Annotated in this window: 24 protein-coding genes, 1 CRISPR repeat array and 1 other annotated feature; of the genes, 9 read left to right on the top strand and 15 right to left on the bottom strand. The window is 39.0% G+C overall.

Annotated features, from left to right (window positions below):
* Positions 1-34: 34 nt before the first annotated feature.
* Positions 35-1,330: a DUF4179 domain-containing protein gene (locus MHB51_RS02165; protein WP_342558874.1), complete on the bottom strand. Its 1,296-nt coding sequence runs from the start codon at positions 1,328-1,330 to the stop codon at positions 35-37.
* Complete coding sequence (locus MHB51_RS02160; RefSeq protein ID WP_066162844.1) at positions 1,327-1,794, bottom strand: sigma-70 family RNA polymerase sigma factor; 468 nt, start codon at positions 1,792-1,794, stop codon at positions 1,327-1,329. The genes MHB51_RS02165 and MHB51_RS02160 overlap by 4 nt, the downstream gene beginning before the upstream one ends.
* 234 nt (positions 1,795-2,028) lie before the next feature.
* Between MHB51_RS02160 and MHB51_RS02155 the strand changes: the two genes are divergently transcribed.
* From MHB51_RS02155 to MHB51_RS02145, 3 genes are read left to right on the top strand one after another with little or no spacing between them, the layout of a single operon-like run.
* Positions 2,029-2,544 (top strand): sigma-70 family RNA polymerase sigma factor, encoded by a 516-nt coding sequence (locus MHB51_RS02155; protein ID WP_342558873.1) that lies wholly within the window; start codon positions 2,029-2,031, stop codon positions 2,542-2,544.
* Positions 2,522-3,475, top strand: coding sequence for a hypothetical protein (locus tag MHB51_RS02150; RefSeq protein WP_342472344.1), 954 nt, complete (start codon positions 2,522-2,524; stop codon positions 3,473-3,475). The genes MHB51_RS02155 and MHB51_RS02150 overlap by 23 nt, the downstream gene beginning before the upstream one ends.
* Positions 3,476-3,488: 13 nt before the next feature.
* Positions 3,489-3,839, top strand: coding sequence for a hypothetical protein (locus MHB51_RS02145; RefSeq protein WP_066162834.1), 351 nt, complete (start codon positions 3,489-3,491; stop codon positions 3,837-3,839).
* Between the two features lie 232 nt (positions 3,840-4,071).
* Here the strand turns inward: MHB51_RS02145 and MHB51_RS02140 are convergent, their stop codons facing one another.
* A complete protein-coding gene (locus MHB51_RS02140; RefSeq protein WP_342558872.1) occupies positions 4,072-4,704 on the bottom strand; it encodes an NAD(P)-dependent oxidoreductase in 633 nt (210 codons plus the stop codon).
* Between the two features lie 173 nt (positions 4,705-4,877).
* Here MHB51_RS02140 and MHB51_RS02135 point away from each other — a divergent pair, with 173 nt between their 5' ends.
* Positions 4,878-5,912: a beta-carotene 15,15'-monooxygenase gene (locus tag MHB51_RS02135; RefSeq protein WP_342558871.1), complete on the top strand. Its 1,035-nt coding sequence runs from the start codon at positions 4,878-4,880 to the stop codon at positions 5,910-5,912.
* 232 nt (positions 5,913-6,144) lie between these two features.
* Here the strand turns inward: MHB51_RS02135 and MHB51_RS02130 are convergent, their stop codons facing one another.
* From MHB51_RS02130 to MHB51_RS02115, 4 genes are all read right to left on the bottom strand, one after another.
* A complete protein-coding gene (locus tag MHB51_RS02130; protein WP_066162825.1) occupies positions 6,145-6,567 on the bottom strand; it encodes a DUF4362 domain-containing protein in 423 nt (140 codons plus the stop codon).
* A 204-nt stretch (positions 6,568-6,771) separates the two neighbouring features.
* A CRISPR array of direct repeats spans positions 6,772-8,537; the repeat unit is 33 nt; unit sequence ATTTCAATCCACTCTTTCAATACAGAAAGAGAC.
* A gap of 363 nt (positions 8,538-8,900) precedes the next feature.
* On the bottom strand, positions 8,901-9,668 hold the full coding sequence (locus tag MHB51_RS02125) for a DUF817 domain-containing protein (protein WP_342558870.1): 768 nt from the start codon (positions 9,666-9,668) through the stop codon (positions 8,901-8,903).
* Positions 9,658-9,879 carry a helix-turn-helix transcriptional regulator gene (locus tag MHB51_RS02120; RefSeq protein ID WP_066162820.1) on the bottom strand — a complete coding sequence of 74 codons (222 nt, stop codon included), beginning with the start codon at positions 9,877-9,879 and terminating at the stop codon, positions 9,658-9,660. The genes MHB51_RS02125 and MHB51_RS02120 overlap by 11 nt, the downstream gene beginning before the upstream one ends.
* Before the next feature lie 11 nt (positions 9,880-9,890).
* Positions 9,891-10,370: a DUF2975 domain-containing protein gene (locus MHB51_RS02115; RefSeq protein ID WP_342558869.1), complete on the bottom strand. Its 480-nt coding sequence runs from the start codon at positions 10,368-10,370 to the stop codon at positions 9,891-9,893.
* A 532-nt stretch (positions 10,371-10,902) separates the two neighbouring features.
* Here MHB51_RS02115 and MHB51_RS02110 point away from each other — a divergent pair.
* Positions 10,903-11,829, top strand: a complete 927-nt coding sequence (locus tag MHB51_RS02110; protein ID WP_342558868.1) for a nuclease-related domain-containing protein — start codon at positions 10,903-10,905, stop codon at positions 11,827-11,829.
* 114 nt (positions 11,830-11,943) lie between these two features.
* Here the strand turns inward: MHB51_RS02110 and argH are convergent, their stop codons facing one another.
* From argH to MHB51_RS02090, 4 genes are all read right to left on the bottom strand, one after another.
* Positions 11,944-13,317, bottom strand: coding sequence for an argininosuccinate lyase (gene argH, locus MHB51_RS02105; RefSeq protein ID WP_342472337.1), 1,374 nt, complete (start codon positions 13,315-13,317; stop codon positions 11,944-11,946).
* Positions 13,318-13,461: 144 nt separating this feature from the next.
* Positions 13,462-14,655, bottom strand: coding sequence for an argininosuccinate synthase (locus tag MHB51_RS02100; RefSeq protein ID WP_066162806.1), 1,194 nt, complete (start codon positions 14,653-14,655; stop codon positions 13,462-13,464).
* Positions 14,656-14,763: 108 nt separating this feature from the next.
* Positions 14,764-15,513 (bottom strand): SDR family NAD(P)-dependent oxidoreductase, encoded by a 750-nt coding sequence (locus tag MHB51_RS02095; RefSeq protein WP_342558867.1) that lies wholly within the window; start codon positions 15,511-15,513, stop codon positions 14,764-14,766.
* Between the two features lie 100 nt (positions 15,514-15,613).
* The gene (locus MHB51_RS02090; protein WP_107943099.1) at positions 15,614-16,060 is read right to left on the bottom strand and encodes an Rrf2 family transcriptional regulator; all 447 of its coding nucleotides are present in this window, start codon (positions 16,058-16,060) and stop codon (positions 15,614-15,616) included.
* A 191-nt stretch (positions 16,061-16,251) separates the two neighbouring features.
* Between MHB51_RS02090 and hmpA the strand changes: the two genes are divergently transcribed.
* Complete coding sequence (hmpA, locus tag MHB51_RS02085; RefSeq protein ID WP_066162798.1) at positions 16,252-17,394, top strand: NO-inducible flavohemoprotein; 1,143 nt, start codon at positions 16,252-16,254, stop codon at positions 17,392-17,394.
* Positions 17,395-17,629: 235 nt separating this feature from the next.
* On the opposite strand, the gene MHB51_RS02080 is transcribed toward hmpA, so the two are convergent.
* The gene (locus tag MHB51_RS02080) at positions 17,630-18,571 is read right to left on the bottom strand and encodes an MBL fold metallo-hydrolase (RefSeq protein ID WP_342558866.1); all 942 of its coding nucleotides are present in this window, start codon (positions 18,569-18,571) and stop codon (positions 17,630-17,632) included.
* A gap of 118 nt (positions 18,572-18,689) precedes the next feature.
* Positions 18,690-18,903 (top strand) — a binding site (T-box leader).
* Positions 18,904-18,962: 59 nt separating this feature from the next.
* Here MHB51_RS02080 and proC point away from each other — a divergent pair.
* Genes proC through MHB51_RS02065 form a run of 3 tightly spaced genes read left to right on the top strand, consistent with a single transcriptional unit; the run spans position 18,963 to position 21,675 of the window.
* Positions 18,963-19,769 (top strand): pyrroline-5-carboxylate reductase, encoded by an 807-nt coding sequence (gene proC, locus MHB51_RS02075; protein WP_066162795.1) that lies wholly within the window; start codon positions 18,963-18,965, stop codon positions 19,767-19,769.
* A gap of 11 nt (positions 19,770-19,780) precedes the next feature.
* Positions 19,781-20,794: an NADPH dehydrogenase NamA gene (gene namA, locus MHB51_RS02070; protein ID WP_342558865.1), complete on the top strand. Its 1,014-nt coding sequence runs from the start codon at positions 19,781-19,783 to the stop codon at positions 20,792-20,794.
* Positions 20,788-21,675 carry a transglutaminase-like domain-containing protein gene (locus MHB51_RS02065; protein ID WP_066162789.1) on the top strand — a complete coding sequence of 296 codons (888 nt, stop codon included), beginning with the start codon at positions 20,788-20,790 and terminating at the stop codon, positions 21,673-21,675. Before namA ends, MHB51_RS02065 begins: the two co-directional genes overlap by 7 nt.
* Before the next feature lie 145 nt (positions 21,676-21,820).
* On the opposite strand, the gene MHB51_RS02060 is transcribed toward MHB51_RS02065, so the two are convergent.
* Genes MHB51_RS02060 through MHB51_RS02050 form a run of 3 tightly spaced genes read right to left on the bottom strand, consistent with a single transcriptional unit; the run spans position 21,821 to position 24,304 of the window.
* A complete protein-coding gene (locus MHB51_RS02060) occupies positions 21,821-22,051 on the bottom strand; it encodes an acyl-phosphate glycerol 3-phosphate acyltransferase (RefSeq protein WP_066162786.1) in 231 nt (76 codons plus the stop codon).
* 23 nt (positions 22,052-22,074) lie between these two features.
* Complete coding sequence (gene rnz / locus MHB51_RS02055) at positions 22,075-23,007, bottom strand: ribonuclease Z (protein WP_342472333.1); 933 nt, start codon at positions 23,005-23,007, stop codon at positions 22,075-22,077.
* 28 nt (positions 23,008-23,035) lie between these two features.
* Positions 23,036-24,304, bottom strand: coding sequence for a DNA polymerase IV (locus MHB51_RS02050; protein ID WP_066162780.1), 1,269 nt, complete (start codon positions 24,302-24,304; stop codon positions 23,036-23,038).
* Between the last annotated feature and the right edge of the window lie 77 nt (positions 24,305-24,381).

Here is a 24,381-nt window from a genome sequence, read left to right as displayed (position 1 = left end):
CCTTCGATTTTATTTCGAAAACATGCTTTCTATCTCATTTCCCTATTGGCAGCCCGACTTCTCCACTTCCATTTAGAAATAGCGGATAGTTTTGAATATACATTTTAACTGGATTAGCAAAACCTTTTTCATACATATAAGAGCTTTTACTTTCCGCACTATCTCCAATGCTAGAAGAGCTTTGTACTATCCACCATTCCTTGCCATTTGCATCAATTAAAGAGGATAATAAAGGCTTACCTTGCCCTTTTCTAGCTAATGGATAATCGGCATTAATGGAAGTATCCGTCAGTATTTCTAGCTTTATGTCTAGCTCCTCTGGCACATATAAAACTTGCTTTTTATGAAAATCAACCTCGATAAAGTCCTTGCCCTTCTCCAAGGCTTCAATATTTTCTATAATTAATGTCAGCGACTTTGGCTCGCGGAAATAACTGCTTTGCATAAAACGCGTAAAAGTACCACTGCTTACTAAACCAAGTCCTGTCGTGCCATTTTTCATCGTTCCCCATTCTTCTCCCCTCTCATCGACTAAGCGTAGTTCAAAGTCTAAAATGCGCTTTGAATTCGTTTCAGGTATTGTGAAGCTAATTTCAGCACGTAAAGGCGAAATATGCACACTGTTAATATAAATTTCTTGATTATCGATTTGTAGCGATTTATTTACAGCATAGTGCTTACTAAGTGCTAGCTGCTTTGATAAAGTAAAGGGTAAATTGAACGTTGTCTTTTGTGGGTCATTTAATTGCACAACAAGCTCAAAATCATTGCTATGAAGCCTCGTATTTTCTACAAAAACAAAATCTAGTGTACTTTCCATCATCTTTTTATCCTCTGCGCCACTAAAATGCATTGTCACACCAGCAGGTAGTACTTCCCCATTTTGCATTAAATTCACTTCTTGAAAAACAATATTATGAGTAATTGGCTCATTATTTTCAAAGCGATATGCAATTAATAAACCTGTTTCATCTGCAACTACACTCGTTATTATAAATTTCTTGCCCCTCTGCTCATCTTCAACAACTATCTCCTCTGCGTAATCATTCGCTAAAATATCCTGCATTCCCTTATCATAAGTAATCATTTCAACAAATGGAGCAAGCAATGGTATTTTTGCTGTTGCTTCGGCTATTTGTGGTGAAAGTCGGATGCTAATTGTCAGAGCAACGAAAAGTAATGCTGCGGAAAATGCGAGCTGCAATATGCGTTTTCGTTGCTGTCGTTCCTTTTTCCTTCTGCTTATGGCAAGCAATCTTGCCTGCTTCAATGCATCTTTTGGTACTTCAATTTGCTCAAGCTTTTCAAATAGCCGCTTTTCCTTCCTCATCCTCTTTCCTCCTTCCAAAAATGACGTAGCTTTTTCAATGTCGTATGTATTCTTGATTTTACTGTGCCTTCAGGTATATTTTGACGCGCGGCAATATCTTGATTTTTTAAATCTTCTACATATTTCAAGTAAATTAGCTCCTGCTCTACTGGGGAAAGCTGTGCTAGTAATTCATCTAGCTCAACCGAATGTGCATCGTATACAATTGGCTCTAAAGTAGGCTCTAATGCTACTGTCACCCCCTGCTTCTTTTTCATATCTAGACAAATATTAATTAGCACACGCACAAGCCATGTCTTCATGTATTGTGGTTGCTGTACTTTATACCTATGCTTTAATGCGCGATAAACAAGCTCCTGATAGGCATCAAGCGCATCCTGCTCATTGCGTAAATAAGCGTAGCTAATTTTATAAAAGCGCTCTTCCTGTATTTCAAGTAGCTGAAGCAAGCTTTCTTCATCCATTCCTAGCACCTCCTTATTAATTAGACTGTTGGATATTGAAAATCGTTCAAAAAACTTTGTCTACGCCCCAAAAGAACAAATGTTTGTTTTTTATTTCATTATTTGCTATGATTAATATGTACTGAGTCACCCTTTCAAGTAAAGGATTAAAAGCAGCTATCTAAACTTTTTTAGATAGTTGTTTTTTTGTTTACTTTTTCAGCATTCAATCGTTATACAGACAGGAGGGGCGATATGGATGAGTTATATAATAAACAATTGCAGGAAAAGCTGCTCGCAATTTATAAAACATTACTGACAATGGGAGCTAGGAAAGAGGACGCAGAAGATATCGTACAAGAAACAGCGATTCAATTTATTCAATATATTGATGGCATCTCCCCGAATGATGCAAGTGCTTGGCTGTATAAAGTAGCGATTCACAAATATTATGACCTAATAAAAAAGTCAAAATCACAGCAAAAATACATTATTTCATTTCAACTAGACGATTTACTAGAGCATAGCACACCAGAAATCGTTGTAATACAACAGGAGCTTCAGCAAGAAATTATTGCCCAGCTCGCTACCTTATCCGATAAGGAGGCACAGCTTATTTTACTAAAATATAGTGCTGACCTCTCATTAAAAGATATTGCTACGCTATTTAACACAACAGATAAAACAGTGAAAACGCAGCTAGCGCGGGCAAAAAGCAAATTAAAACTACGATTACAGGAGGTATACAATGGAGGAAAAATCAATTTTTGAACGGGATGCTGATTTTTCAAGCCTTGTGAAAACAGCAAAGCGTAAATCATTGAAAAAAACAATACTCATTTCAATTATCGTTACAGTTCTAATTATTGTTTTATTATGGGGAGTGCTTGTAGCAAGTATTTATTTTATGAACAAGCGAATTGATACGCAGTTAAATGAGCTTTCGACAGAGCTTTATGTTCAAGGGGCAAACATTGATATAAATGCTGTGAGCTATGATAATTTCCTAGTGGCAACTAAAACATCATCAAAGCTTTATAAACAAGTTGGACCGCATATTATTAATTGGGACTCTCGCGATTATTTTTATACGATTTTAGGGGCCAAAACAGCTCTACAAACAGGGAATGCCGTTGCTTTAAATGGTTCTCCGGTTTATTCTCATGGCCAACGCACCATTGCATTCCATATGCCAACAGAGCCAACCGATAAAAATGATTTCGACTATATCGCAGATTTACCAGGCTATTATAATATTGAAGTAGCAGTTTCTTTTAAGGAGCAGCTACCTTTGCTGGATATGTGGGAGCAGTTTCCCACAGCACAATGGGCTTGGTTAATTGATGAAGGCCTATATGATGAAATGGAAGAAGCCAAAAAAGAGCTGGAAAAATTACCTGACAATGCGATGTTTCCAATGGATATAAGCGAGGTCAATGATACTCGCGCATACGGCTTCCCGATTTTACATCATAAAACAATAACTAATAACCCTATTGAATCGGCTGAAGCTTATATCGCACAGTTGAATTATAGGGATGGATACCCTGTCGATGTAGTACGCGGCATAATTGGGAAAGAAGCGCCTAAGGATTGGCTCATTGCTGGTGTTGTTCTAACCGGTAAGCAAGAGGAGCTTTTACCTTATTTACAGCAAAACAGCGTACATACTGTTCGTATCGGCGTTGTGATTCCATATTAAGGAGCGATTAATTATGAGACCTTTTGCATTTGCATTATTCGTAGCCGCACTTTTATTTGGCGGATTTTGGATTTCCTTTAAACAACTACCTACTAAATTTCTTATTATGGCTAGCATCGTTATCTTTTTACATCTTGCAGGGTTATTGCTTATTCAACTTTTCGGAAATGCTGCACAAATGGCTTATTTAACGCTATTTGTTGCCATTATTTTTACCCCATGCTTTATGACATGGGTGAAGCTGACAAAGAAAATGACTGATGTAGAGATATTACGCGCTTATATTACATTGCCAACCACCTATATTATTTTGTTTATAACCGTTATTTTTTCCTACAATTATTATTTAGCTAAACGCTTATAAGCGATATTCGCAGTAAACTGATGTAAAATGGGTTGCCAAAAAAATCCATTTTTTACACCGCATTGAAATAAATGTTTTCATCGCCTCACTTTTACTGAAGGAGTACACTGCTAAAATCAATGTTCATCACATTTTTAAAAGAGGCGTTTTCTGTTTAAATGAATCAACATTTTGTGAAACATCATCGCTACTGTCCAAAATGCCGGCTATGCACGGCTTTGGACAGCCCCTTTTACTTTTTATCGTTTAATAAACTTTGTAAAAATGCCTCGCATCGCGCTTTATCTCCTGCTGTTAGCCATTCCAACACTTCTGGTCGCAGCGTTTCCTTTAATGCATCACGCTTTGCTGAGGCATCCTCGATATTGCTTAAAATTTGCTTTCGGCAATGCTTTAAAAACTCGATATACTGTGCATAGGAATCATCAAACTGCTGCTCCAATTCTACCTTCAGTTTTTTTGTAAGACTCGGGCTAGCACCTGAAGTAGAAACTGTTAAGACCAAATCACCGCGTCTTATAACGGCTGGATTAATAAAATCTACTCGTCCCTTCGCATCTGCTCGCGACAAATGCTGCCACTGCTCTGTTGCCTCTTCAATAGCATCGTTAACCTTTTCATTATCCGTCGCTGCAAAAATGAGCACCGCATCTTCTAAATCATTTACCTCAAACATCTTTTCATGCCATCTCACATACCCATTTTGGGCATACGTCAGTAGCTCCTCCGTAAGATTTGGACTAATAATATGTATGATTGCTTTCGTTGGTAATAATGCCCGTACTTTTTGTGTTGCTACCTTTCCTCCACCAACAATGACGACTTTTTTATAATCAATATTTAATAACGCTGGAAAATAAGCCATTCTCTCACCCTTTTAACATTAGAATTTACTATGAAAAAAACCTTGCCATTACTATAGCATAATTAATTTTCAAAAAATATCTGAATATGTGCTATTTTTGGCAAATTTGCTCGTTTCAATTAATAAATAAGTGAAATATAATAGTGATAACGTTCATTAAGGAGCTGTTGTATATGACATTTTGGCAAACAAAGCAAAACTGGCTATGGCTATTTTTTGCATTAATTGTATTGAGTAATGTTACGCTCTATAGTACATCGTTCGGGCATGCCATCGTTATGCTTGAGCCAAACAGTGTTGTTATAGGCTCATTAATTGATTTAATCATTGTTGCACCGCTTATTTTCATTCTAGCCAAAAAGCATTATAGCCTGAAATTGTTTATCGCTTTAATGGCTATCGGCTGTGTACTCGCTCGCTTCATTATTCCACAGGCGATTCTTGCACCATTTTCAAGTATTACATGGCTCGGTATTGGCGCAGAGCTCATCATAATAGCAATTGAGCTCTTGCTCATTAGCTCATTTATTATTTATTTGCCGAAAATTATGCAATCGACACGTTTGAGCAACGCACCATTAATATTTTCTTTTCCACAAGCAGTTGACCAGCATGTGAAGCGTCATCCACTAATTCACGTGCTATGCTCAGAGCTACTTATGTTTTACTATGCATTATTTTGCTGGCGTAAAAAAATAACGAGCGGCTATACATTGCATAAAAAAACGAGCTATATCGCCTTCCAAGCAATGATGATTCATGCTATCATCCTTGAAACATTAGGCATCCATTGGTGGCTACATAGTAAATATCCTGTATTGTCGTTTATTTTACTTATTTTCAATGTGTACTCGGTGCTATTCCTCCTTGCAGACTTACAGGCTGTACGCTTAAATCCAACAATAATTCGCAACGATACGCTTTATTTATCGCTCGGCATTATGAAACGTGCCGCAATACCGTTAACGCAAATTACAGAAATTGTTACGGATGCTAGTCAATTTGAAGAAAAACTGCCGAAGGATATGGCACAATTTATCGCCAAGGATTTTGAAGCTGTAAAACCGAGTGTCATAATATATTGCAAAAACCCTGTTTCTGTCGTTCTACCATTTGGCTTCGAAAAGCATTACCATCAAATTGCAATCAAAGTTGACGATACACATGGATTTATTGAGGATTTAAAAACAAGATTAGCAGCTAACTAATTTACTTATTATAAAAATCAAGCTTCTCCTCCGGATGGCGAAAAATTCGCTTCTTTCTTATTTCAAATTCAAAGAAAGGCCACTGGAGCCTGTTGTTACACCATTTCCAAAGTAACTATTTTTTATTTTATCTAGTGATTTCTTTGATGAAACACCACAAAAAACGCCCCAAAAGTATGCATTGCTTTTGGGGCGCTCCTGTTTAGGCTTTACTTATTTGTTCTAATCGCATTTAATAATCTGAAAAAATAATATACTGCTCATCATCCGAGCAATCACTTACATAATAATCCGTCCGACTGCCCACCTCAATCGCGTTGAGCTGATTACAAGTCGCTTTGATAACTTCCCCATTGCCATATGTATCCTCTGAATAATCAATTTTCACATTGATTTCATCATTGCTGTGCCGAACATCCACATAAATCGGGTCACCCTCGATAGTATGCTCAACAATTCTCACTTGGTCATACTCTCCGCTCTGCACATTTGCAAAAAATGCATAAAAACGCTCAATATTATCAATACCATTTCGCGTCTTTGAAACAACATCCTCCGCAAAAAAGTCATACCCACTATTCGAAATGACCCCTTGCTGCGCCGCACATCCCACAAGCACACAACTACAAGCCACCACAAATACTAACCACTTCATTATCAGCCCTCCTTTCTAACTTAGACGTACACCTTCCTAAAAAGTTACATAAAAGTATGGAGGAAATAAGAAAAAGAAGCTGAGCTTGGTTATTTTACCTTCTCTGTGCAAGAAGAAGAACGAGTTTGTTTAATCTATAGTAGAGGCTATATAGAATTTCAATACAGAGAAACTAAAAAGCCGTCCCAGTCACAAGCAGACGGCATTTCAATTCACACTCTCTTTACAGAGAGACTTCAGCCAACACATTACTAGATTCACGCCGTTGAATTTCAATCCACTCTTTCAATATAGAGAGAGACAAGCGGCGAGTATTGGACAATGCAAGACTTAGAATTTCAATCCACTCTTTCAATACAGAAAGAGACGACTTATCCACTACACCATTGGTTACTTTGTAAAAAATTTCAATCCACTCTTTCAATACAGAAAGAGACTTTATTAGCAGCGATGTTATTCATGCCGTCCTTATTTCAATCCACTCTTTCAATACAGAAAGAGACCTTCACCTCCTGAAGTTCAAGACGTATTCTGTTAAATTTCAATCCACTCTTTCAATACAGAAAGAGACCGCAGTCAGGACAGACAATTTTCATTTGGAAAATATTTCAATCCACTCTTTCAATACAGAAAGAGACTTTTAATAGCTTTCAGTCCGTTGCATTTGGTGGATTTCAATCCACTCTTTCAATACAGAAAGAGACAGTGGCGAATGAGATTATTACAGAGCCGTTGGTATTTCAATCCACTCTTTCAATACAGAAAGAGACGGGAAACTAGTTTATTCAAAAGGTAATACCGAACGTATTTCAATCCACTCTTTCAATACAGAAAGAGACGCGTTGACTGAGAGAGCGCAGCAACAGTTTGCAATTTCAATCCACTCTTTCAATACAGAAAGAGACGGGGAGATTGATAACGCAACCACACCTCGTGATATTTCAATCCACTCTTTCAATACAGAAAGAGACCGAGTAATGCGTGGATTCGGTGTTAACATCGGTATTTCAATCCACTCTTTCAATACAGAAAGAGACATGAGGTTAAATTGCAATGGCAAAATCCAAAAAATTTCAATCCACTCTTTCAATACAGAAAGAGACGGTACAGCCGACAATTCCTGTTGTCGGAATGAAAGTTATTTCAATCCACTCTTTCAATACAGAAAGAGACGGAAAGTCTGTTTAGATGCGAAGGAAAGCTATGTAATTTCAATCCACTCTTTCAATACAGAAAGAGACTAAAATGCTGTTTAAACTCATTCCATAGTGCAGATTTCAATCCACTCTTTCAATACAGAAAGAGACGGAAGATTGGCAATTAAATACTTTCGATATTGTCATTTCAATCCACTCTTTCAATACAGAAAGAGACATAAATGGCTTAGAGAGAGAGCTAGAGGGGTTAATTTCAATCCACTCTTTCAATACAGAAAGAGACAAAAGGACGTGTAAAGCATGTTTAATTTTGGGGATTTCAATCCACTCTTTCAATACAGAAAGAGACCCTGAAAATGATAGACAGGCTACAGAGTTCTGGATTTCAATCCACTCTTTCAATACAGAAAGAGACTTCCTCTTTAGTTACATATCGCCCATCTATAACAGATTTCAATCCACTCTTTCAATACAGAAAGAGACAATATGCAATTTTATAATGATTTAACAGAAGACATTTCAATCCACTCTTTCAATACAGAAAGAGACCTCAAAAAAAATTTAGTTAGTAGTCGCTTTAAAATTTCAATCCACTCTTTCAATACAGAAAGAGACAACAGTTACAGACAAGACTGCAACAGAAGAAGAGATTTCAATCCACTCTTTCAATACAGAAAGAGACCAGCACTTGCAGAGCTGATTCAGGGCAACGGTATTTCAATCCACTCTTTCAATACAGAAAGAGACACCCTTGGCGCAGATACTTGGACCTCGATTTTAATTTCAATCCACTCTTTCAATACAGAAAGAGACTGCGAAAATTAATGAATAATTATTAAATATAAATTATTTTCACTATAAAGACTTTCATATAGGTAATATTATACTATGAAATTACTATGTTGGGGGATGATTTTAAGAAAATAAAGGTGCGAATCCCTCAGGAAAATCATGTTCGCTTCACATTCGCACTTGTGATTATGCTATAGAATTAAGTTTCTTCCCCAGTGAAAGTTTTTCTTAGCATCCAATCCTTGATTAATATCAATGTGAGTTGATAAAAGCATAATCAACGTAAGTATCTAAACTAACATTTGAACTTACATACTTATTTTAAATGTTTTATGTTATCTCATTAAGTTGGTTCACATATTGAAATACTGCCGGTAGTTTTTATTAATTGTTATCTTCCTTCACTCGCTTCAACTCTGCCACAATCAAAAAGCTTACAATAACTAAGAGCAACCAAGAACTTATTTTTCCTAAATGAACAATACTCCAAGCATGTGTTTGGTTTGGATATTGCCATGCCCCGAAAAAAGTAGCGATGTTTTCAGCAATCCAGATAAAGAAGCCAATGAGCGCAAAGGATAACACGATTGGCATACGGTAGTTAACGCCGTTGATTTTATAGTTTACAGATGAGCGCCAAAATACAATAATCACTAAAAGTCCTAGCCACCAACGTATATCAATCCAAAAATGATGCCAGAAAAAATTCAAATAAATAGCGCTAGCAAGTGGTACAACTGCGAAAAACGACGGCCAATAAATGAGTTCTATATGTAGGCGCCGCCACGCTTGACATAAATAACTAGCAACACTCGCATACATAAAACCGCTATAGAGTGGCACGCCGAAAATTTTAAAAAAGCCTTGTTCTGGATATGCCCAAGAGCCCATATGTACTTTAAAAATTTCGAGTGCAAGCCCGATGAAATGAAATAATGTGATAACTTTAAGCTCATCTTTTGTTTCGAGTCCAGCGCGCAGCATCCACCATTGCATTGCGAGGCAGATGAGGAGTAGCCAGTCGTACCTCGCTAAAATTGGTAATGGAATAAACTTAGTTAATGCAAGTGAAGCGAAAATAACGACTGGAAAAAGGCAGGATAATGCTTGCTCTCGTCCAAAATAAAATAGCTGTTGTAATTTATGCTTCATTATCATTGTCCTCTTCATAAAGTAAAATATCACCGGGCTGACAATCCAATGCTTTGCAAATCGCTTCTAATGTTGAAAAGCGAATGGCTTTCGCCTTGCCTGTCTTTAAAATAGAAAGATTCGCCATCGTAATGCCTACTTTTTCTGATAGCTCCGTGACGGTCATTTTTCTTTTAGCTAACATAACATCAAGTTCAATAATAATTGCCAACTTTCTTCACCTCAAACCGTTAAATCATTTTCTGTTTTCATATCAATGGCGCTTGTTAATAGATATTGAAGTAGCGTTGCGAAAACACCAACAACAAATGCTGCTCCACCAAGTGCTACGCCAATTATGATAATACCAGGTGCGTCGTCGTATTCGGCAATCATATAAAGTAATGGCATACTTATTACGTATAGGAAGGTAATTGTAAAGGCGTTCCATTTGATTTTTTTCAATGCCGTCACAGATGCAGAGGAAAACGCAACATTGTGGTTAATGTAGTTTAATAGCTTCAATGCTTGATAAAGTGCTAAAAAATAGGCAACAGCTGTTCCATAGAGAAGTGCCACAATGCCATACATTACCCATGCAAGCTGCCAGTCATTTTTCGTAATATTCATTAAAAGCATCGGGAAACCAATAACAGAAAGTCCTAGCACAGGCAATGCTAAAACAAGTAAAGTTGCTTTCAAGAAAGTCGTCTGTCTTTTCATAATAAACACCTCATTTATCGTTTATCGATAAAAATATATCGAAATACAAAATTTTATAGTATAAGACTCTGCTATTCGATATTAGGTTCCATCCCAACAAAAACTACATAAAAAGCCCGAAAAACTCTATAAATGTGAAGGTTTTTCGGGTTTTGGCTTAAATATTTGATTTTGAAATATATACGAATAGTTAATATTGGATTAATTGCTATAGTTTAATTGACTGGCTTTATTCAAAGTGATTTATTTCTGATAAAGAGGATTCTAAAAGGTGGATATTTTAGCCAACCATGAAATTTCAATCCACTCTCCCTTTAAAGAGAGTGACGCTGAAAAACAAGGTAAAATTAATATTTATCATTGGTTTTCATTAATAAATTAATGTACAAGGTCATATTAGCCTAGATTACATTGTATTTCAATGGAAGAAATTGATTTTGAATGCCTGTAAGTGAATATAAAGGAAATGTTAAAATATTAAAAGAAATAAATAGCATTTTGTATTATAATTTTTTAATGGAGGTGATTTTGTTTGAGGCTGCAACAACTTGAAGCAATAGCTAGAAGATTGGATGAGCAGCATCCTGATTATTTGTATTTGGCAGAGCAGCTTGCAATGGCCCGAGCTGGTGCTATCGGGGAGGATGAGGTGCAGTTCTTTTTACAGGAGCTTACTACGCCGCACCGAACCATTCGTAATTTATCTTTCTATAGCGCGGTGCAGCATCGCCATGAAATAGATTTTTTAGTGATTTTCCCCTCGTTGATTCTGTGCTTTGAAGTAAAAAATATGGTAGGTCATTTACATTTCGACATGGTCGCTTCTCAGCTACTGCGAACACGTAACGACGGTATCATTGAGCGCTTTCCAAATCCTATAGAACAGCTCACTCGTCATATGCGCGTGCTCTCTTCTTTATTCCCCACTATCCCGATTAACGGCGCTGTCATTATTGCCAATCGTCGCGCTATCATTTCGAGCAAACCTGCTCCCATTCCTATTTTTCATGCTGATTATGTGCATAGCTTTATTGAGAAAAAACTTTTACAGTACAATGAGCCATTGCTTGATTTAGATGAAGTTTATGCGCAGCTTTTGGCTTTACATTACTCTAAAAAAGAGCCGCTTACTTTCACATTAGCTCAACTAAAGCAAGGTGTGTTTTGTAAAAGATGTTCTGCTAAAATGCGCTTTGTGCATGGCAAATTTATTTGTTTGCGCTGCAATATGCAGGATAAGTACGCCCATTTCCAAGCCTTAAATGATTTTCGTTTGCTAATGGATACGAAAATCACGAATCAGCAGTTTTGTCAGTTATGCGACATTCCTTCTAGACATGCGGCAAAGCGGTTATTGCGTTTTTTCCCAATTATAGGGGATGGAAAATCTAGTTACTATGAAATTCCTGAGCAGATTCTTACTATGACACAGTGCGAAGGTCATGATTCGCTCATATGATAGATAAATTCGCTCATAAAACATGTAAATTCGCTCATAAAACAACTCAATTCGCTCGTAAATTTCATAAATTCGCTCATACGACATAAAAAAGCTCACCGAGGTGAGCCATTCTTATGCTAAACATAGCTTTGCTTTTTCTAATTGTATTTTCACTTGCTCGAAGCCTGTGCCACCGAGTGAGTTACGGCGGCGCACTGCTGCCTCTGGTGCAAGCACTGCATAAATGTCTTCTTCAATTAAAGTGCTTTCCTCCTGCATATCTGCTAGTGGCAAGTCGAGCAAATAAATACCACGCTGAATACATGTGAAGACAAGCTTGCCTGTTACTTCATGCGCTTCGCGGAATGGCATGCCTTTAGCAGCTAAATAATCAGCCAGCTCTGTGGCGTTTGAGAAGTCGCTATGCACCGCGCTGTGCAGACGTTCTGTGTTGACAGACATTGTGGCCACCATGCCCTCGAAAATTTTCAATGCACCTAAAACCGTATGCACTGTGTCGAACATACCTTCTTTGTCCTCTTGCATATCCTTGTTGTATGTTAGCGGTGTGCCCTTCAATACTGTTAGTAGTCCCATTAAATTGCCGTAAACGCGGCCTGATTTTCCACGAATAAGCTCCGCCATATCAGGGTTTTTCTTTTGTGGCATAATCGATGAGCCTGTTGAAAAGGCGTCGTCTAGCTCGATAAACTTAAATTCATCCGTTGACCAAAGAATGATTTCCTCTGCGAAACGAGATAAATGTGCCATTAACAGCGATGAATTTGCTAGAAATTCTACGATGAAATCACGGTCACTTACCGCGTCCATTGAGTTAGCGTATACATCTGCAAAGCCAAGCAACTCCGCTGATTTGAGGCGGTCAATTGGGAAGGTTGTGCCTGCCATCGCGCCTGCACCAAGCGGTGAAATATCAATGCGCTTTAATGATTCCGTATAGCGCTGTTTGTCACGCTCTAACATCCAAAAATAGGCCATTAAATGATGGGCAAAGGAAATTGGCTGCGCACGCTGTAAATGGGTATAGCCCGGTGCAATTGTTTCAACATGCTGCTCCGCCTGCTGTAATAGCGTTTTTTGGAAATTCTCAATTAAACCAATGACTTCAGCAACGCGCTTCTTCAAAAACAAATGCATATCTGTTGCAACTTGGTCGTTACGTGAGCGCCCTGTATGTAACTTGCCACCAACAGGGCCGATTAAATCGATCAGCATTTTTTCTAAGTTTAGATGAATATCCTCATTTGCCACCGTGAATTGTAGCTCGCCCGCCTCTGCTTTTACTAGTAGCTGCTGTAAGCCGTCTAAAATAAGCGCGACATCTGCTTGCGGTAAAATGCCTTGAATACCTAGCATTGTTACATGTGCTTTACTACCTTCTATATCTTCCATTACTAACTGTTGGTCAAAGCCAATTGACGCACCAAACTCATCCACCCATGCTTCTGCGGACTTTTGAAAGCGTCCACCCCATAATTTTGTCATAATCAAAACACCTCAATCGAAAAATAGAAGTGGCTGTCCAAAAAGGAGTACCTTTTCGGACAGCGCTAGCTTCTGTATTAAATACTCACTAAAAATCAAATGGAGCACGTCTCAAATTGACTTTTCAATCGGCTCCTTGCGCCATTACTTTTTCAGTACATCTGCTGCTACAACAGTTGGTAGTCCCCATAGTTCGATAAAGCCGACAGCTGAAGCATGGTTGAACATATCCTCTTTTGAGTATGTTGCAAGCTTTTCATTGTATAAAGAGTTTGGCGATTTACGTCCTTCGACAATCGCATGCCCTTTAAATAATTTGACACGCACTGTACCGTTTACATATTGCTGTGTTTCTTTTAGGAATGCTTCTAATGCTGGACGGAGTGGAGAGAACCACAGTCCATCATAAATAAGTTCTGATAGTTTTTTCTCAATAACCGGCTTGAAGTGTGCCATTTCTTTCACTAATGTTAAGTCTTCAAGCTCTTTATGTGCAGTTAATAGCACTTTTGCACCTGGAATTTCATATACTTCACGTGATTTAATACCAACTAGGCGGTTTTCTACGTGGTCGATTCGGCCAACACCGTGCTCACCAGCAATTGCATTTAATGTTTGAATTAAATCCGCAAGCTTCATTTCTTCACCATTTAATGCAACAGGCTTACCAGCAACAAATTCAATTTCAACAACTTCCGCTGTATCCGGTGTGTTTTCGATTGCCTTTGTTAAGCCATATGCTTCTTCTGGTGGCGCTACCCACGGGTCTTCCATTACCCCTGCTTCATTCGCACGTCCCCATAAGTTTTGGTCAATTGAAAATGGTGAATCAAGTGTCGCAGGAATCGGCACATTATGCTTCATTGCGTATTCGATTTCCTCATCACGGCTCCAGCCCCATTCACGCACAGGTGCAAGAACTTGTAAATCAGGATTTAATGCCTTAATAGAAACCTCAAAACGCACTTGGTCATTGCCCTTCCCTGTACAGCCATGTGCTACTGCATCTGCGCCTGTTTGGTTGGCAATTTCTACCAGCTTTTTCGAAATTAATGGGCGTGATAAAGCAGATACTAATGGATATTTTTGCTCGTACCAAGTATGTGCCTGTAATGAAATAAGTGCATATTCCTCTGCAAACTCATCCTTTGCATCTACCATATATGATTCAACCGCACCAACTTGCAATGCTTTATTCTTAATAAATTCTAGGTCTTTGCCTTCGCCGACATCAAGACAAACTGCGATAACATCCCAGCCCTGCTCCTTTAACCATGGAATAGCTACTGATGTATCTAGGCCACCTGAATACGCTAAAACTACTTTTTTATTTGCCATAATTTATTGCCCCCGATAATTTACTCGTATTTTTATGCATTTATATAAAAGTTTATACATGAATATTAACACGTGATAAATATAAAAACAAGTGTATTTTTATAAATTTTATTTTTTATTAAAGAAACGACTTCCGAGCTTTTCTACGAGTGCAGGCGCTATTAAATATAACTTACTTGTTAAACCCATAATACGCGGTAAATCAATGGAGCGTACAGGTCGCTCAATTGCTTTCACAGTGGCAATCGCTACTTCTTCAGGTGTTAGCAAGATGCTGGCGATGGACTTGCGGTAGGAGCCCGTTGCATCTGCCTTTTGCAAAAATGGCGTATCAATTGGACCGGGGAATATTCCTGTTACTTTAATATGATATGGTGCTACCTCTTGACGAAAGCCATCGATAAAGCCTGTTATGGCATGTTTTGTCGCGGCATAGACGCTAGCCTTTCTCGTCGCTACCTTTCCTGCCTGTGAGCTAATAAATAGGAAATGCCCTGAGCCCTGCTCCTTCATTTTTAGCGCAAGCCGTTTTGCAAGAAAAATGGGGGCTTTGACATTGACATCAAGCATTATCTCAATTTGCTCATCTGTTAATGCGGTCGCATTTTCGAATATACCAACACCTGCATTAATGATTGCAACATCAATAGGAGGTAACTGCTCTATTAATGTATCGATTTGTGCAAGGCTACGTAAATCAGCCTGCACAGCTTTCGCACCTAAGTTGCTTAACGTATTCAATGCGATTTTGCTGCGCCCCGTTGCGTATACCTCATAGCCTTTTGTCAGGCAAAGCTTGGTCATTTGCAAGCCGAGACCGCTCGTTGCACCAGTGATTAAAATTGTTTTTTTGCGCATATTTTATCCTCTCTATTGTAAAATGACCGTCTGAAAAGGTTTTATTATTCAGATATTTACTCCTGCCTAAGTTGCAAAGAGACCGCCTCAAAATGAATTTTCAGACGGTCCCCTCAATGCCAAGCAGTTTCAGCATTGCTTCTTTAGAATGTATAAAATCTGCAATATGATATTGGTCTAATACAGCTAAGTATGCCTTCAATGCTTCATTTAGCGCATTTTTCAATTGGCATTCGGCTGAAATCTTACATAAATTGTTTTCTGAGCTGAAACATTCGACAAGATGGAAATCTTCCTCTGTTTTTCTTATTACTGTGCCGATATTAATTTCCTCTGGCGCCATTGCCAAACGAATTCCGCCACCCCGTCCACGAATTGTTTCGATAAAGCCGTGCTGCCCAAGATCGTATGTTACTTTCATTAAATGATTTTTGGAAATTTGATAAGCATCTGCAATTTCTTGTATCGTCGCTAAATGGTCTTGTCCACGTACACCTAAATAAATAAGCACACGTAACGAATAATCTGTATATACGGTTAAGCGCACTTTTTCACCAACTTTCTTCATCATTAGTATATCATTCAGGCGCATTGTTTGCTTGTGAAATACATTGTGTCTAAAAGATGTATTTCAAATACTACATTTGTGTCCGTTTTGTTAAACATGTATTTTATATATTGCTTTAAAGGTTATTAGCCTTTATATTGAGCTTATAACAAGAAAAGGACGTGACTTATATGTTACAACAACAAACAATTGATACGATTAAAGCAACGGTTCCAGCACTTCAAGAATACGGTGTGACAATTACGAAAACGTTCTACAAAAATATGTTCGCAGCAAATCCAGAGCTACTAAATATTTTCAACCATTCAAATCAAGAGCAAGGTCGTCAACAAACAGCCTTAGCAAATACTGTGTTGGCAGCAGCAATGCATATCGATAATTTACAAGCAATTGTACCAACAGTGATTCAAATTGCTCATAAGCACCGAAGTCTAGGTGTTTTACCAGAGCATTATCCAATCGTTGGTAAACATTTATTAGAGGCAATCAAAGAAGTATTAGGTGACGCAGCAACAGATGAAATTATTAATGCATGGGCTCAAGCTTACGGCGTTATCGCAGATATTTTCATCCAAGTGGAAGAGGATTTATTTAAAGAAGCAGAAGAAAATGGTGGCTGGCGTTTATTTAAACCATTTAAAATTGTACGCACAGAAAAGGAAAGCGATTTAGTAACTTCTTTCTATTTAGCACCAGTTGATGGGCAGCCATTACCAGCATATAAAGCGGGTCAATATATTACAGTTCGCATGTCAATTCCTGGCCAAAAATATTTAATGAACCGTCAATATACTGTTTCTGAAGCAAATAATCAAAATGAGTATCGCATTTCTGTAAAGCATGAAAACGATCCAAAAGGAATTGTATCAAACTATTTACACACAGGTTATGAGCAAGGCACAGAGATTGATGTAAGTGCACCAGCCGGCGTATTCACATTAGATAATAGCGAAGCACCAGTATTATTTGTAAGTGGCGGTATCGGTGTAACTCCGCTTAACAGCATGCTACAAACAATTGAAGAACGCGATGTAACATTCCTACAATGTGCACGTAATAAAGAGGTAGCTGCATTCACAGAAACGATTTCTGCAAAAGTAGAAGAAATCGGCGGAACTTACAAAGCACTTTACTCTGATTCAGAGGGCTTTATCACAAAAGAGCAACTTGCAAAATTATTAAAAGACGATAGCAAAGTATATCTATGTGGACCAGCACCATTTATGTCGCATGTTATCAGCATTTTACGTGACTTAAATGTGCCAGAGGAAAACGTAAATTACGAATTCTTCGGCCCTGCAATGGCTGTTTAATTCACTAAAAAAAGAGGGCGTCCAAAAAGCCGTGCATAGCCGGCATTTTGGACGCTGATGATGGTGTTTCGGCAAAATGTTTGCTCCTCTAAAAATAGAGAGCTTTCTTTTTAAAATGCTAGAAACACAGGGTTTATCGGTGTTTCTCCAAAATGAAAGAGAAGAAGCAAAAATCCCCCTTAATATGCGATTTCTAGACAAAACCCCCTTTTTCATATATATCATAAGCCCCTCTTTACGCAGGCATATAAATCTCAACCCCATTTTGCATTTCACTGCGCGCATAGCCTTCTGCGACTAAATAATCAAGTTGCCCTAATGTTTCGGATAAAGTTAAACCGGGTTGTTTAACATATGTTTTTCCAAATAGTGCCTTCGTCAAATCATAGACATTGTTATGCTGCGCCATTAGCTGTAAAACATGCATTGCACGGTCATGCTGCCTTGTAAGACGCTCTGCCACAAGCGGTTTAATCGCTGTGACAGCGTCGCCATGTCCCGTATAAAGCTTTGAAATATCCATTTTCTGCAATCTCTTTAATGATGCATTATATTGTAGCAGTGATTTTGGTCTCTCCCCTTTTAGGTCAACTGGGGGCTCTACTAATGGATTGCTTGATACTTTTTCAAGTAGCAAATCTCCACCAATTGCCTCCCCTGTATGCTCTTCGACAAAAATGAAATGGCTTTGTGCATGCCCTAATGTTTCATAGGCAACCAAGCCTGGATGCCCAGGTACTTCATCTCCATCTTTTAAAAATCGAGTTAGCGGACGAGTACCGAATAGCTCTAATTCCTCTCTTGCATCAAGTATACGGTCAATATCTTCTTGGGGAACATTCTCCTGCTCAAGCTGCTCCCGATAAAATGTCTCTCGATAATGTAAAAAATCAGCTGATTGTCGCATCCAATAATCAACATAACGATGACCTAACACATCCGCCTTTGGAAAAGCATCTACCCACCCCGCATGGTCTGGGTGATGATGCGTTAATACAACTTGCTCAATATCATCCATGCTATAGCCCTGCTCATGGATTCCATGTGCCAACGCTTCATAGGCTGGCTTTGTTTTAGGTCCTGCGTCAAATAGCGTTAATGCATCCCCCTTCACTAAAAATGCATTAACATCGCCAATTGCATACGGTGTTGGTAGTACAATTTTATGTATGTTCATTAATAATTCCTCCAAAAATGAATAGCTATTCATTACATTTTACATCCTTTTGAGTGATTCGTCACGTTAAAAGGTTGACATTCCCATTAGACCTTCATATAATTTGAGTATTCTAAATATTACAGCGTTGACAAAGCCAAGTAAATAAATGAATGGTGTTAAGAGAGTGCTACATCTGGTGCAAGTAGCATCCCCGCTTTATTTATTGAACCTACTTTCGAGCTCGTTATGCAAAACATAACCGTTTGCCTTTACGTTAAAAGGGAGAAGTCGCACATTTCTAATGTGAACTAAGGTGGTACCGCGGAAACGATAGCGTTTTCGTCCTTAATTTTTAAGGACGAAAACGCTTTTTATTTTGATTCAGCAAATTATCAAGGAGGAGATTATGATGAAAAAAATCGTATTTATTGGTGCAGGTTCTATGGCTGAAGCCATTATTAAAGGCTGGATTGATAAAAGTTGCGTGGCAAAAGAGCATTTATTTATTACCAATAAATCCGATCAAGAACGTCTAGAAATACTACAGCAGGCATATGGTGTGCAAATTTTGCCGAATAGAGAGATGCTAAGTGAGATGGATTGTATCGTACTTGCAATGAAGCCAAAAGATGCAAAAGAAGCGATGCTTGCGATTGCCCCATTTTTAAACAAACAGACGGCTGTCATTTCAGTGTTGGCAGGTATTGCGATTGAAACGATTCGAAACTTTTTAGGAGACCGCCCTATCGCACGTACAATGCCTAATACCTCTGCCACGATTGGCATGTCAGCGAGTGGCATCGCTTTTAATGAGCTTGTCGATGAACAGTTGCGTACTACTTGCTTGACGATGCTTCAGGCAATCGGCACAGTTGTTGAGGTCGAGGAAGATCAGTTGCATGCAGTAACAGCCTTTTCAGGTAGCGGCCCTGCTTACATCTACTATTTACTTGAAGCTTTTGAAAAGGTAGCTGCTGAGGTTGGCTTACAGCAGGATGTGGTACGTTCATTAATGGTGCAAACACTTGCAGGCTCTGCCGCAATGTTGCAAACTGGTAATGAGGAGCCAGCAGTGCTTCGACATAAAGTAACAAGCCCTGGTGGCACAACAGAGGCGGGCCTACGCGCACTTGAACAGCATGAGGTGACAGCTGCAATAGCCGCTTGTGTGAAAAGTGCAGAAGCTCGCTCTAGAGAGTTAGCTCAAGGGATTTAGGAGGTATTTTTGTGGTAAAACTTTTTGAAAGTTATACAGTGCAAGACGTAACTTTGAGAAATCGCATCGTGATGGCACCTATGTGTACGTACGAAGCGAATAGCGATGGCGAGGTACAACCATTTCATTTAACACATTACGGTTCACGCGCAGTTGGGGGCGTTGGCTTAATTATTACCGAAGCCACAGCCGTTTTACCTGAAGGGCGCATTTCATCTAATGATTTGGGGATTTGGGATGATTATCATATTGAAGGTCAGAAAAAAATTGTTGAACAGGTACACGCATATGGCGCAAAGGCAGGAGTTCAGCTTGCACATGCTGGCCGCAAATCGACGGTCGACGGACGTATTGTAGCACCTTCAGCACTTGCCTTCAATGAAAATTATCGCACACCAGAAGAAATGACGTTGGCAGATATCAAAGCGGTTGTTCAGGCTTTTGCTGATGCAGCTATTCGTGCGCAGCAGGCTGGCTTTGATATTTTAGAAATTCATGCGGCACACGGCTATTTAGTTAATACGTTTTTATCACCATTGACAAATAAAAGAACAGACGAATATGGTGGTAATGCTGAAAACCGCTACCGTCTACTGCGCAATATTATCGATGCCATTCGTGTAAAATGGGATGGACCATTATTTGTACGTGTATCAGCAAATGAATATACAGAAGGCGGTCTAGTGCCAGAAGATTTCATTCAATTTGCACGCTGGATGGTTACACAAAATGTCAATTTAATTGATGTTTCATCTGGTGCTGTTGTACCTGCGACAATTTCAGCATATCCACTTTATCAAGTGCCTTTTGCTAAAACGATTAAAATTGGTGCGAATGTTGCGGTTGGGGCGGTTGGCCTGATTACAACGGGACAAGAGGCTGAGCAAGTCGTGCAGGATGGAAGTGCTGATTTAATTTTTATTGGACGTGAACTATTGCGTGACCCATACTTCCCGTATCGTGCAGCCCAGCAGCTAGATGTTACATTAGAGCCAACTGTAGCAGTTTATAAACGTGGATGGTGAGAAAAAGCTGGCTATTTGTGGTGTTGTTCATGCTTGTAGGCTGTACCTCCACAACAAAGATAGTAGAAGAGGCTACAATTACGGATGAAGTTATTGCTGATGAGCCATCATTGGATGAGCTTTTGCAGGATAAACATTTCGTGCGCAAAGTGTATGGTGAACTTTTCACTGCGACTTCTCCTGAGGAGTTAGAAAAGGTCTTAGCTGCACAACTCACTCAATTTGATCAAAATATCGGGCTGATTTATAAGGGGCAAAACCTTTCACCTGAGGACGTAGAAAGGCTTCTTCAACAATTGAAAATTAATCATGATATGATTGGCGGCACATTATTTTACTATGAATTTGCGGTCATTCCGATAGAGCAAGGTATATTCCTTGACTTATTTTCACGCTTTACAACGAATAAAATTGAAATGGCAAGCATTTTACCGAAGCGAGATGCTCTACTCGCCTCTTTACAACTTGAAGGTATGTCGGAACGAGAGAAATTAGAAGCGATTCATCGTGCGATTATTGAAGGCATGGATTATAATTTTGAGTATGACGAGCTTGTAACAGACCACTCACCAGCAGGCTTTTTCCTCTATGGTAGTGGCGTTTGTCAAGCCTATGCGTCCGCCATGCATATGTTATTAGTTGAAGCGGGGCTTGAAGCAAAACTAGTTTACGGTGAGCTGAAAAGCGCTATTGCAAATGATACAAGGCATATGTGGAATTTAGTGAAGATTGATGGCAAATGGCGGCATGTTGACGCCACATCTAACGATCGTGGTGCAGAATTTGACAATCAGGTAAGCAAGGTTTACTTCATGCTGACAGATGAGCAACTTCGTGCTACACATGTTTGGAAACAAGAGGATTATCCAAAGGCTGAGTGATTGAAATAAAGAAGGGGCTGTTCAAAAAGATATTTTTCGAACAGCCCTACTTCTGCATTCACTATTTGCCAAAAATTTGTGCTTCTGTTCCATGAGCGCAAAGAGCCGTTTCAAAACGACTTAACAGACAGACTCTTTCACAGCATTATAAAACGCCCGCACGAATTCGTTTAACGATTGAATATGTCGTATAGCCTGCCATTGGTGCAAGCACACAGCCAATAGTAACCCACGTCATTAACGCACCTGTCTCACGCAATGCAGTAAAATTCGTCGCAATAAAAACGACAATACCAAATAACAATATGTAGCTTAAAACATTTGGAAAAATGACAAGCAGACGTAACACTGCTGGATTCATTTTTGGTTGGTTCATCTATTCCACGCCCTTTTCTTATATTATACTAATTCCTTGTTTTTCAATTCGATTTGGGTACCATCATTCGCCATATACGTTGTAGGAAATACTTCACGGGCTTGTTGTAGCAACTTTGCCAAATCATTTGGCAAAAAGCGAGCACTAATATGGTTTAAGATTAAATTTTTAGCCTTAGCTTTTTTAGCAACTGTTGCCGCCTCGACATTCGTTGCGTGTCCATAGTTCGCGGCTAAATGCTTCGTTTCAGCATCGAATGTAGCTTCATGCACGACAATATCCGCCCCTTCTGCTAGGTGAATCGCATTGTCACAAAGCTTTGTATCCCCTAAAATTGTGACAATAAAGCCTTCCTTTGCTGGTGAAGTAACATCCATGCTATAAACTGTTTCTCCACTTGCTAGCACTATATTCTCTCCTTGCTTTAGCTTGCCAAGTAAAGGGCCTTTCGGTACGCCAAGTGTGAGCGCTTTTTCTACTAATAATTCACCAAGTAACGGTTTTTGTTCAATTCGATAGCCGTAACAAGGAATAACATGTGCTAACAGCATCGCACGCACAATAAATTGCTCATCCTCGAAAATAATGCCTTCTGTCACTTCTACATATTTTATAGGATAGCTCAAATGGGTTGTAGTAAGTGCAAGCGTTGTTTCAATCCAATTTTTTAAGCCTACTGGACCGTAGATCGTTAATGCATCTTCGCCACCTAAAAAAGAACGGGAGCTTAATAATCCTGGTAAACCGAAAATATGGTCCCCGTGTAAATGGGTAATAAATATTTTTTCTATTTTACGTGGTTTAATTGTCGTGTGGAGGATTTGATGCTGTGTTGCCTCTCCACAATCAAATAGCCATATTGTCCCTCGTTCTTCAAGTAACTTCATGGCAATCGAACTCGTATTGCGTTCTTTTGAGGGCATACCTGCACCTGTTCCTAAAAAATGCAGTTTCAAATTATTCCCTCCTTTCGTCATATTGGTGTTAATTTGAAGGTCTTTTTGAAGATTTCGGCTCTATCGAATCAAAATCATCCAAAAAATCTTTACTAAAGCTCGTATTTGCTTGATACTTCCCTTGTGCTGGTGCTACCACACCTCGCTTAATTGCTCCTTTACCGAATTTACGCTCAAGCTGCTGCACTAATTCGACAATCGGCTCATCTTTAATTTGCTCCTCATAATCAAATAGGCCGAGCTGCTGTGTGACATGTTGTTGGTCAGCAACATTGGATACTGTCACTCCTAGTAAACGAACAGGAGCTTCATCCCAATGCTTCATAAATAGCGCCCATGCTATTTCGAAAATATCTGCTTCACTGGCAATAGCGTTTTTCACTGACTTACTTCGTGTTTGATTATGCCAATCTGCATCTCGAATATAAATGGTCACGGTTGTTCCTGCAAGCCGCTTCGCTTTTAAGCGCTGCGCCACTTTTGAGCTAAGTTTTTTGATAATTGCTTGTAAAGCTTCATAATTCGTTTCATCACGCGGTAATGTAGTAGAATTGCCGACGCTTTTTGTATCATAAATTGAATCTGGATTAACTTCTCGATTATCCTCTCCATTTGCTCGTGCCTTTAAGCGCTCTCCGTTAACACCGAGTAGCTGCCGAATTTTATACCCCTCCACCTTTGCCAACTGTTCAATTGTTGTAATCCCAATTGTCGCAAGCTTATTCGCTGTTTTTTTACCAACACCGTGCATCGCAATAACAGATAATGGCCAAAGCTTTTCAGAAATATCACGCTTGCGTAAAACGGTAATGCCCATTGGCTTTTTCATATCAGAAGCTGTTTTTGCTAAAAATTTATTTGGCGCAACGCCAAGTGAACAAGGAAGATTCAACTCTGTATATATACGTTGCTGAATTTCTCGGACAATTTCCATCGCATGGCGCTTCATGCATAAGTCGCTAATATCAATATAGCTTTCATCGATTGAAACAGGTTCAACAAGCTCTGTATATTCACGTAATAGCTGGAAAAACTTTTTAGAGGCGTGGCGATAACGCTCAAAATTCGGTGGTAGAATAATAAGTTGCGGGCAAAGTTTTTTCGCCTCATGCACTGTCATCGTCGTTTTCACACCAAAGGCACGCGCCTCATAGGAGCAAGTAATAATAATCCCTCGACGCTCTTTCGGATTTCCCGCAATCGCAATTGGCTTGCCCTTTAAGCTAGGCTCAAAAACTTGTTCAACAGAAGCATAAAAACAGTTCATATCAATATGTACAATAACACGACTTGCCATTCACCACACCTCCTTTTCTCTATTATACGCAAAATGTTGAAATGCGAACAGCTATTCTTAAGGAGGCGTCCAAAAAA

Source organism: Metasolibacillus sp. FSL K6-0083, assembly GCF_038630865.1.
GTDB lineage: Bacteria > Bacillota > Bacilli > Bacillales_A > Planococcaceae > Metasolibacillus > Metasolibacillus fluoroglycofenilyticus.
Note: the sequence above shows the minus strand (reverse complement) of the source record. Positions and strands in the feature narration are given on the sequence as shown.

What these genes read in the sequence shown, in the direction of transcription:
- MHB51_RS02165 (WP_342558874.1), bottom strand. Translation starts at nt 1,330, where the DNA reads ATGAGGAAGGAAAAGCGGCTATTTGAAAAGCTTGAGCAAATTGAAGTA.
- MHB51_RS02160 (WP_066162844.1), bottom strand. Translation starts at nt 1,794, where the DNA reads ATGGATGAAGAAAGCTTGCTTCAGCTACTTGAAATACAGGAAGAGCGC.
- MHB51_RS02155 (WP_342558873.1), top strand. Translation starts at nt 2,029, where the DNA reads ATGGATGAGTTATATAATAAACAATTGCAGGAAAAGCTGCTCGCAATT.
- MHB51_RS02150 (WP_342472344.1), top strand. Translation starts at nt 2,522, where the DNA reads ATGGAGGAAAAATCAATTTTTGAACGGGATGCTGATTTTTCAAGCCTT.
- MHB51_RS02145 (WP_066162834.1), top strand. Translation starts at nt 3,489, where the DNA reads ATGAGACCTTTTGCATTTGCATTATTCGTAGCCGCACTTTTATTTGGC.
- MHB51_RS02140 (WP_342558872.1), bottom strand. Translation starts at nt 4,704, where the DNA reads ATGGCTTATTTTCCAGCGTTATTAAATATTGATTATAAAAAAGTCGTC.
- MHB51_RS02135 (WP_342558871.1), top strand. Translation starts at nt 4,878, where the DNA reads ATGACATTTTGGCAAACAAAGCAAAACTGGCTATGGCTATTTTTTGCA.
- MHB51_RS02130 (WP_066162825.1), bottom strand. Translation starts at nt 6,567, where the DNA reads ATGAAGTGGTTAGTATTTGTGGTGGCTTGTAGTTGTGTGCTTGTGGGA.
- MHB51_RS02125 (WP_342558870.1), bottom strand. Translation starts at nt 9,668, where the DNA reads ATGAAGCATAAATTACAACAGCTATTTTATTTTGGACGAGAGCAAGCA.
- MHB51_RS02115 (WP_342558869.1), bottom strand. Translation starts at nt 10,370, where the DNA reads ATGAAAAGACAGACGACTTTCTTGAAAGCAACTTTACTTGTTTTAGCA.
- argH (WP_342472337.1), bottom strand. Translation starts at nt 13,317, where the DNA reads ATGACAAAATTATGGGGTGGACGCTTTCAAAAGTCCGCAGAAGCATGG.
- MHB51_RS02100 (WP_066162806.1), bottom strand. Translation starts at nt 14,655, where the DNA reads ATGGCAAATAAAAAAGTAGTTTTAGCGTATTCAGGTGGCCTAGATACA.
- MHB51_RS02095 (WP_342558867.1), bottom strand. Translation starts at nt 15,513, where the DNA reads ATGCGCAAAAAAACAATTTTAATCACTGGTGCAACGAGCGGTCTCGGC.
- hmpA (WP_066162798.1), top strand. Translation starts at nt 16,252, where the DNA reads ATGTTACAACAACAAACAATTGATACGATTAAAGCAACGGTTCCAGCA.
- MHB51_RS02080 (WP_342558866.1), bottom strand. Translation starts at nt 18,571, where the DNA reads ATGAACATACATAAAATTGTACTACCAACACCGTATGCAATTGGCGAT.
- proC (WP_066162795.1), top strand. Translation starts at nt 18,963, where the DNA reads ATGAAAAAAATCGTATTTATTGGTGCAGGTTCTATGGCTGAAGCCATT.
- MHB51_RS02065 (WP_066162789.1), top strand. Translation starts at nt 20,788, where the DNA reads ATGGTGAGAAAAAGCTGGCTATTTGTGGTGTTGTTCATGCTTGTAGGC.
- MHB51_RS02060 (WP_066162786.1), bottom strand. Translation starts at nt 22,051, where the DNA reads ATGAACCAACCAAAAATGAATCCAGCAGTGTTACGTCTGCTTGTCATT.
- MHB51_RS02050 (WP_066162780.1), bottom strand. Translation starts at nt 24,304, where the DNA reads ATGGCAAGTCGTGTTATTGTACATATTGATATGAACTGTTTTTATGCT.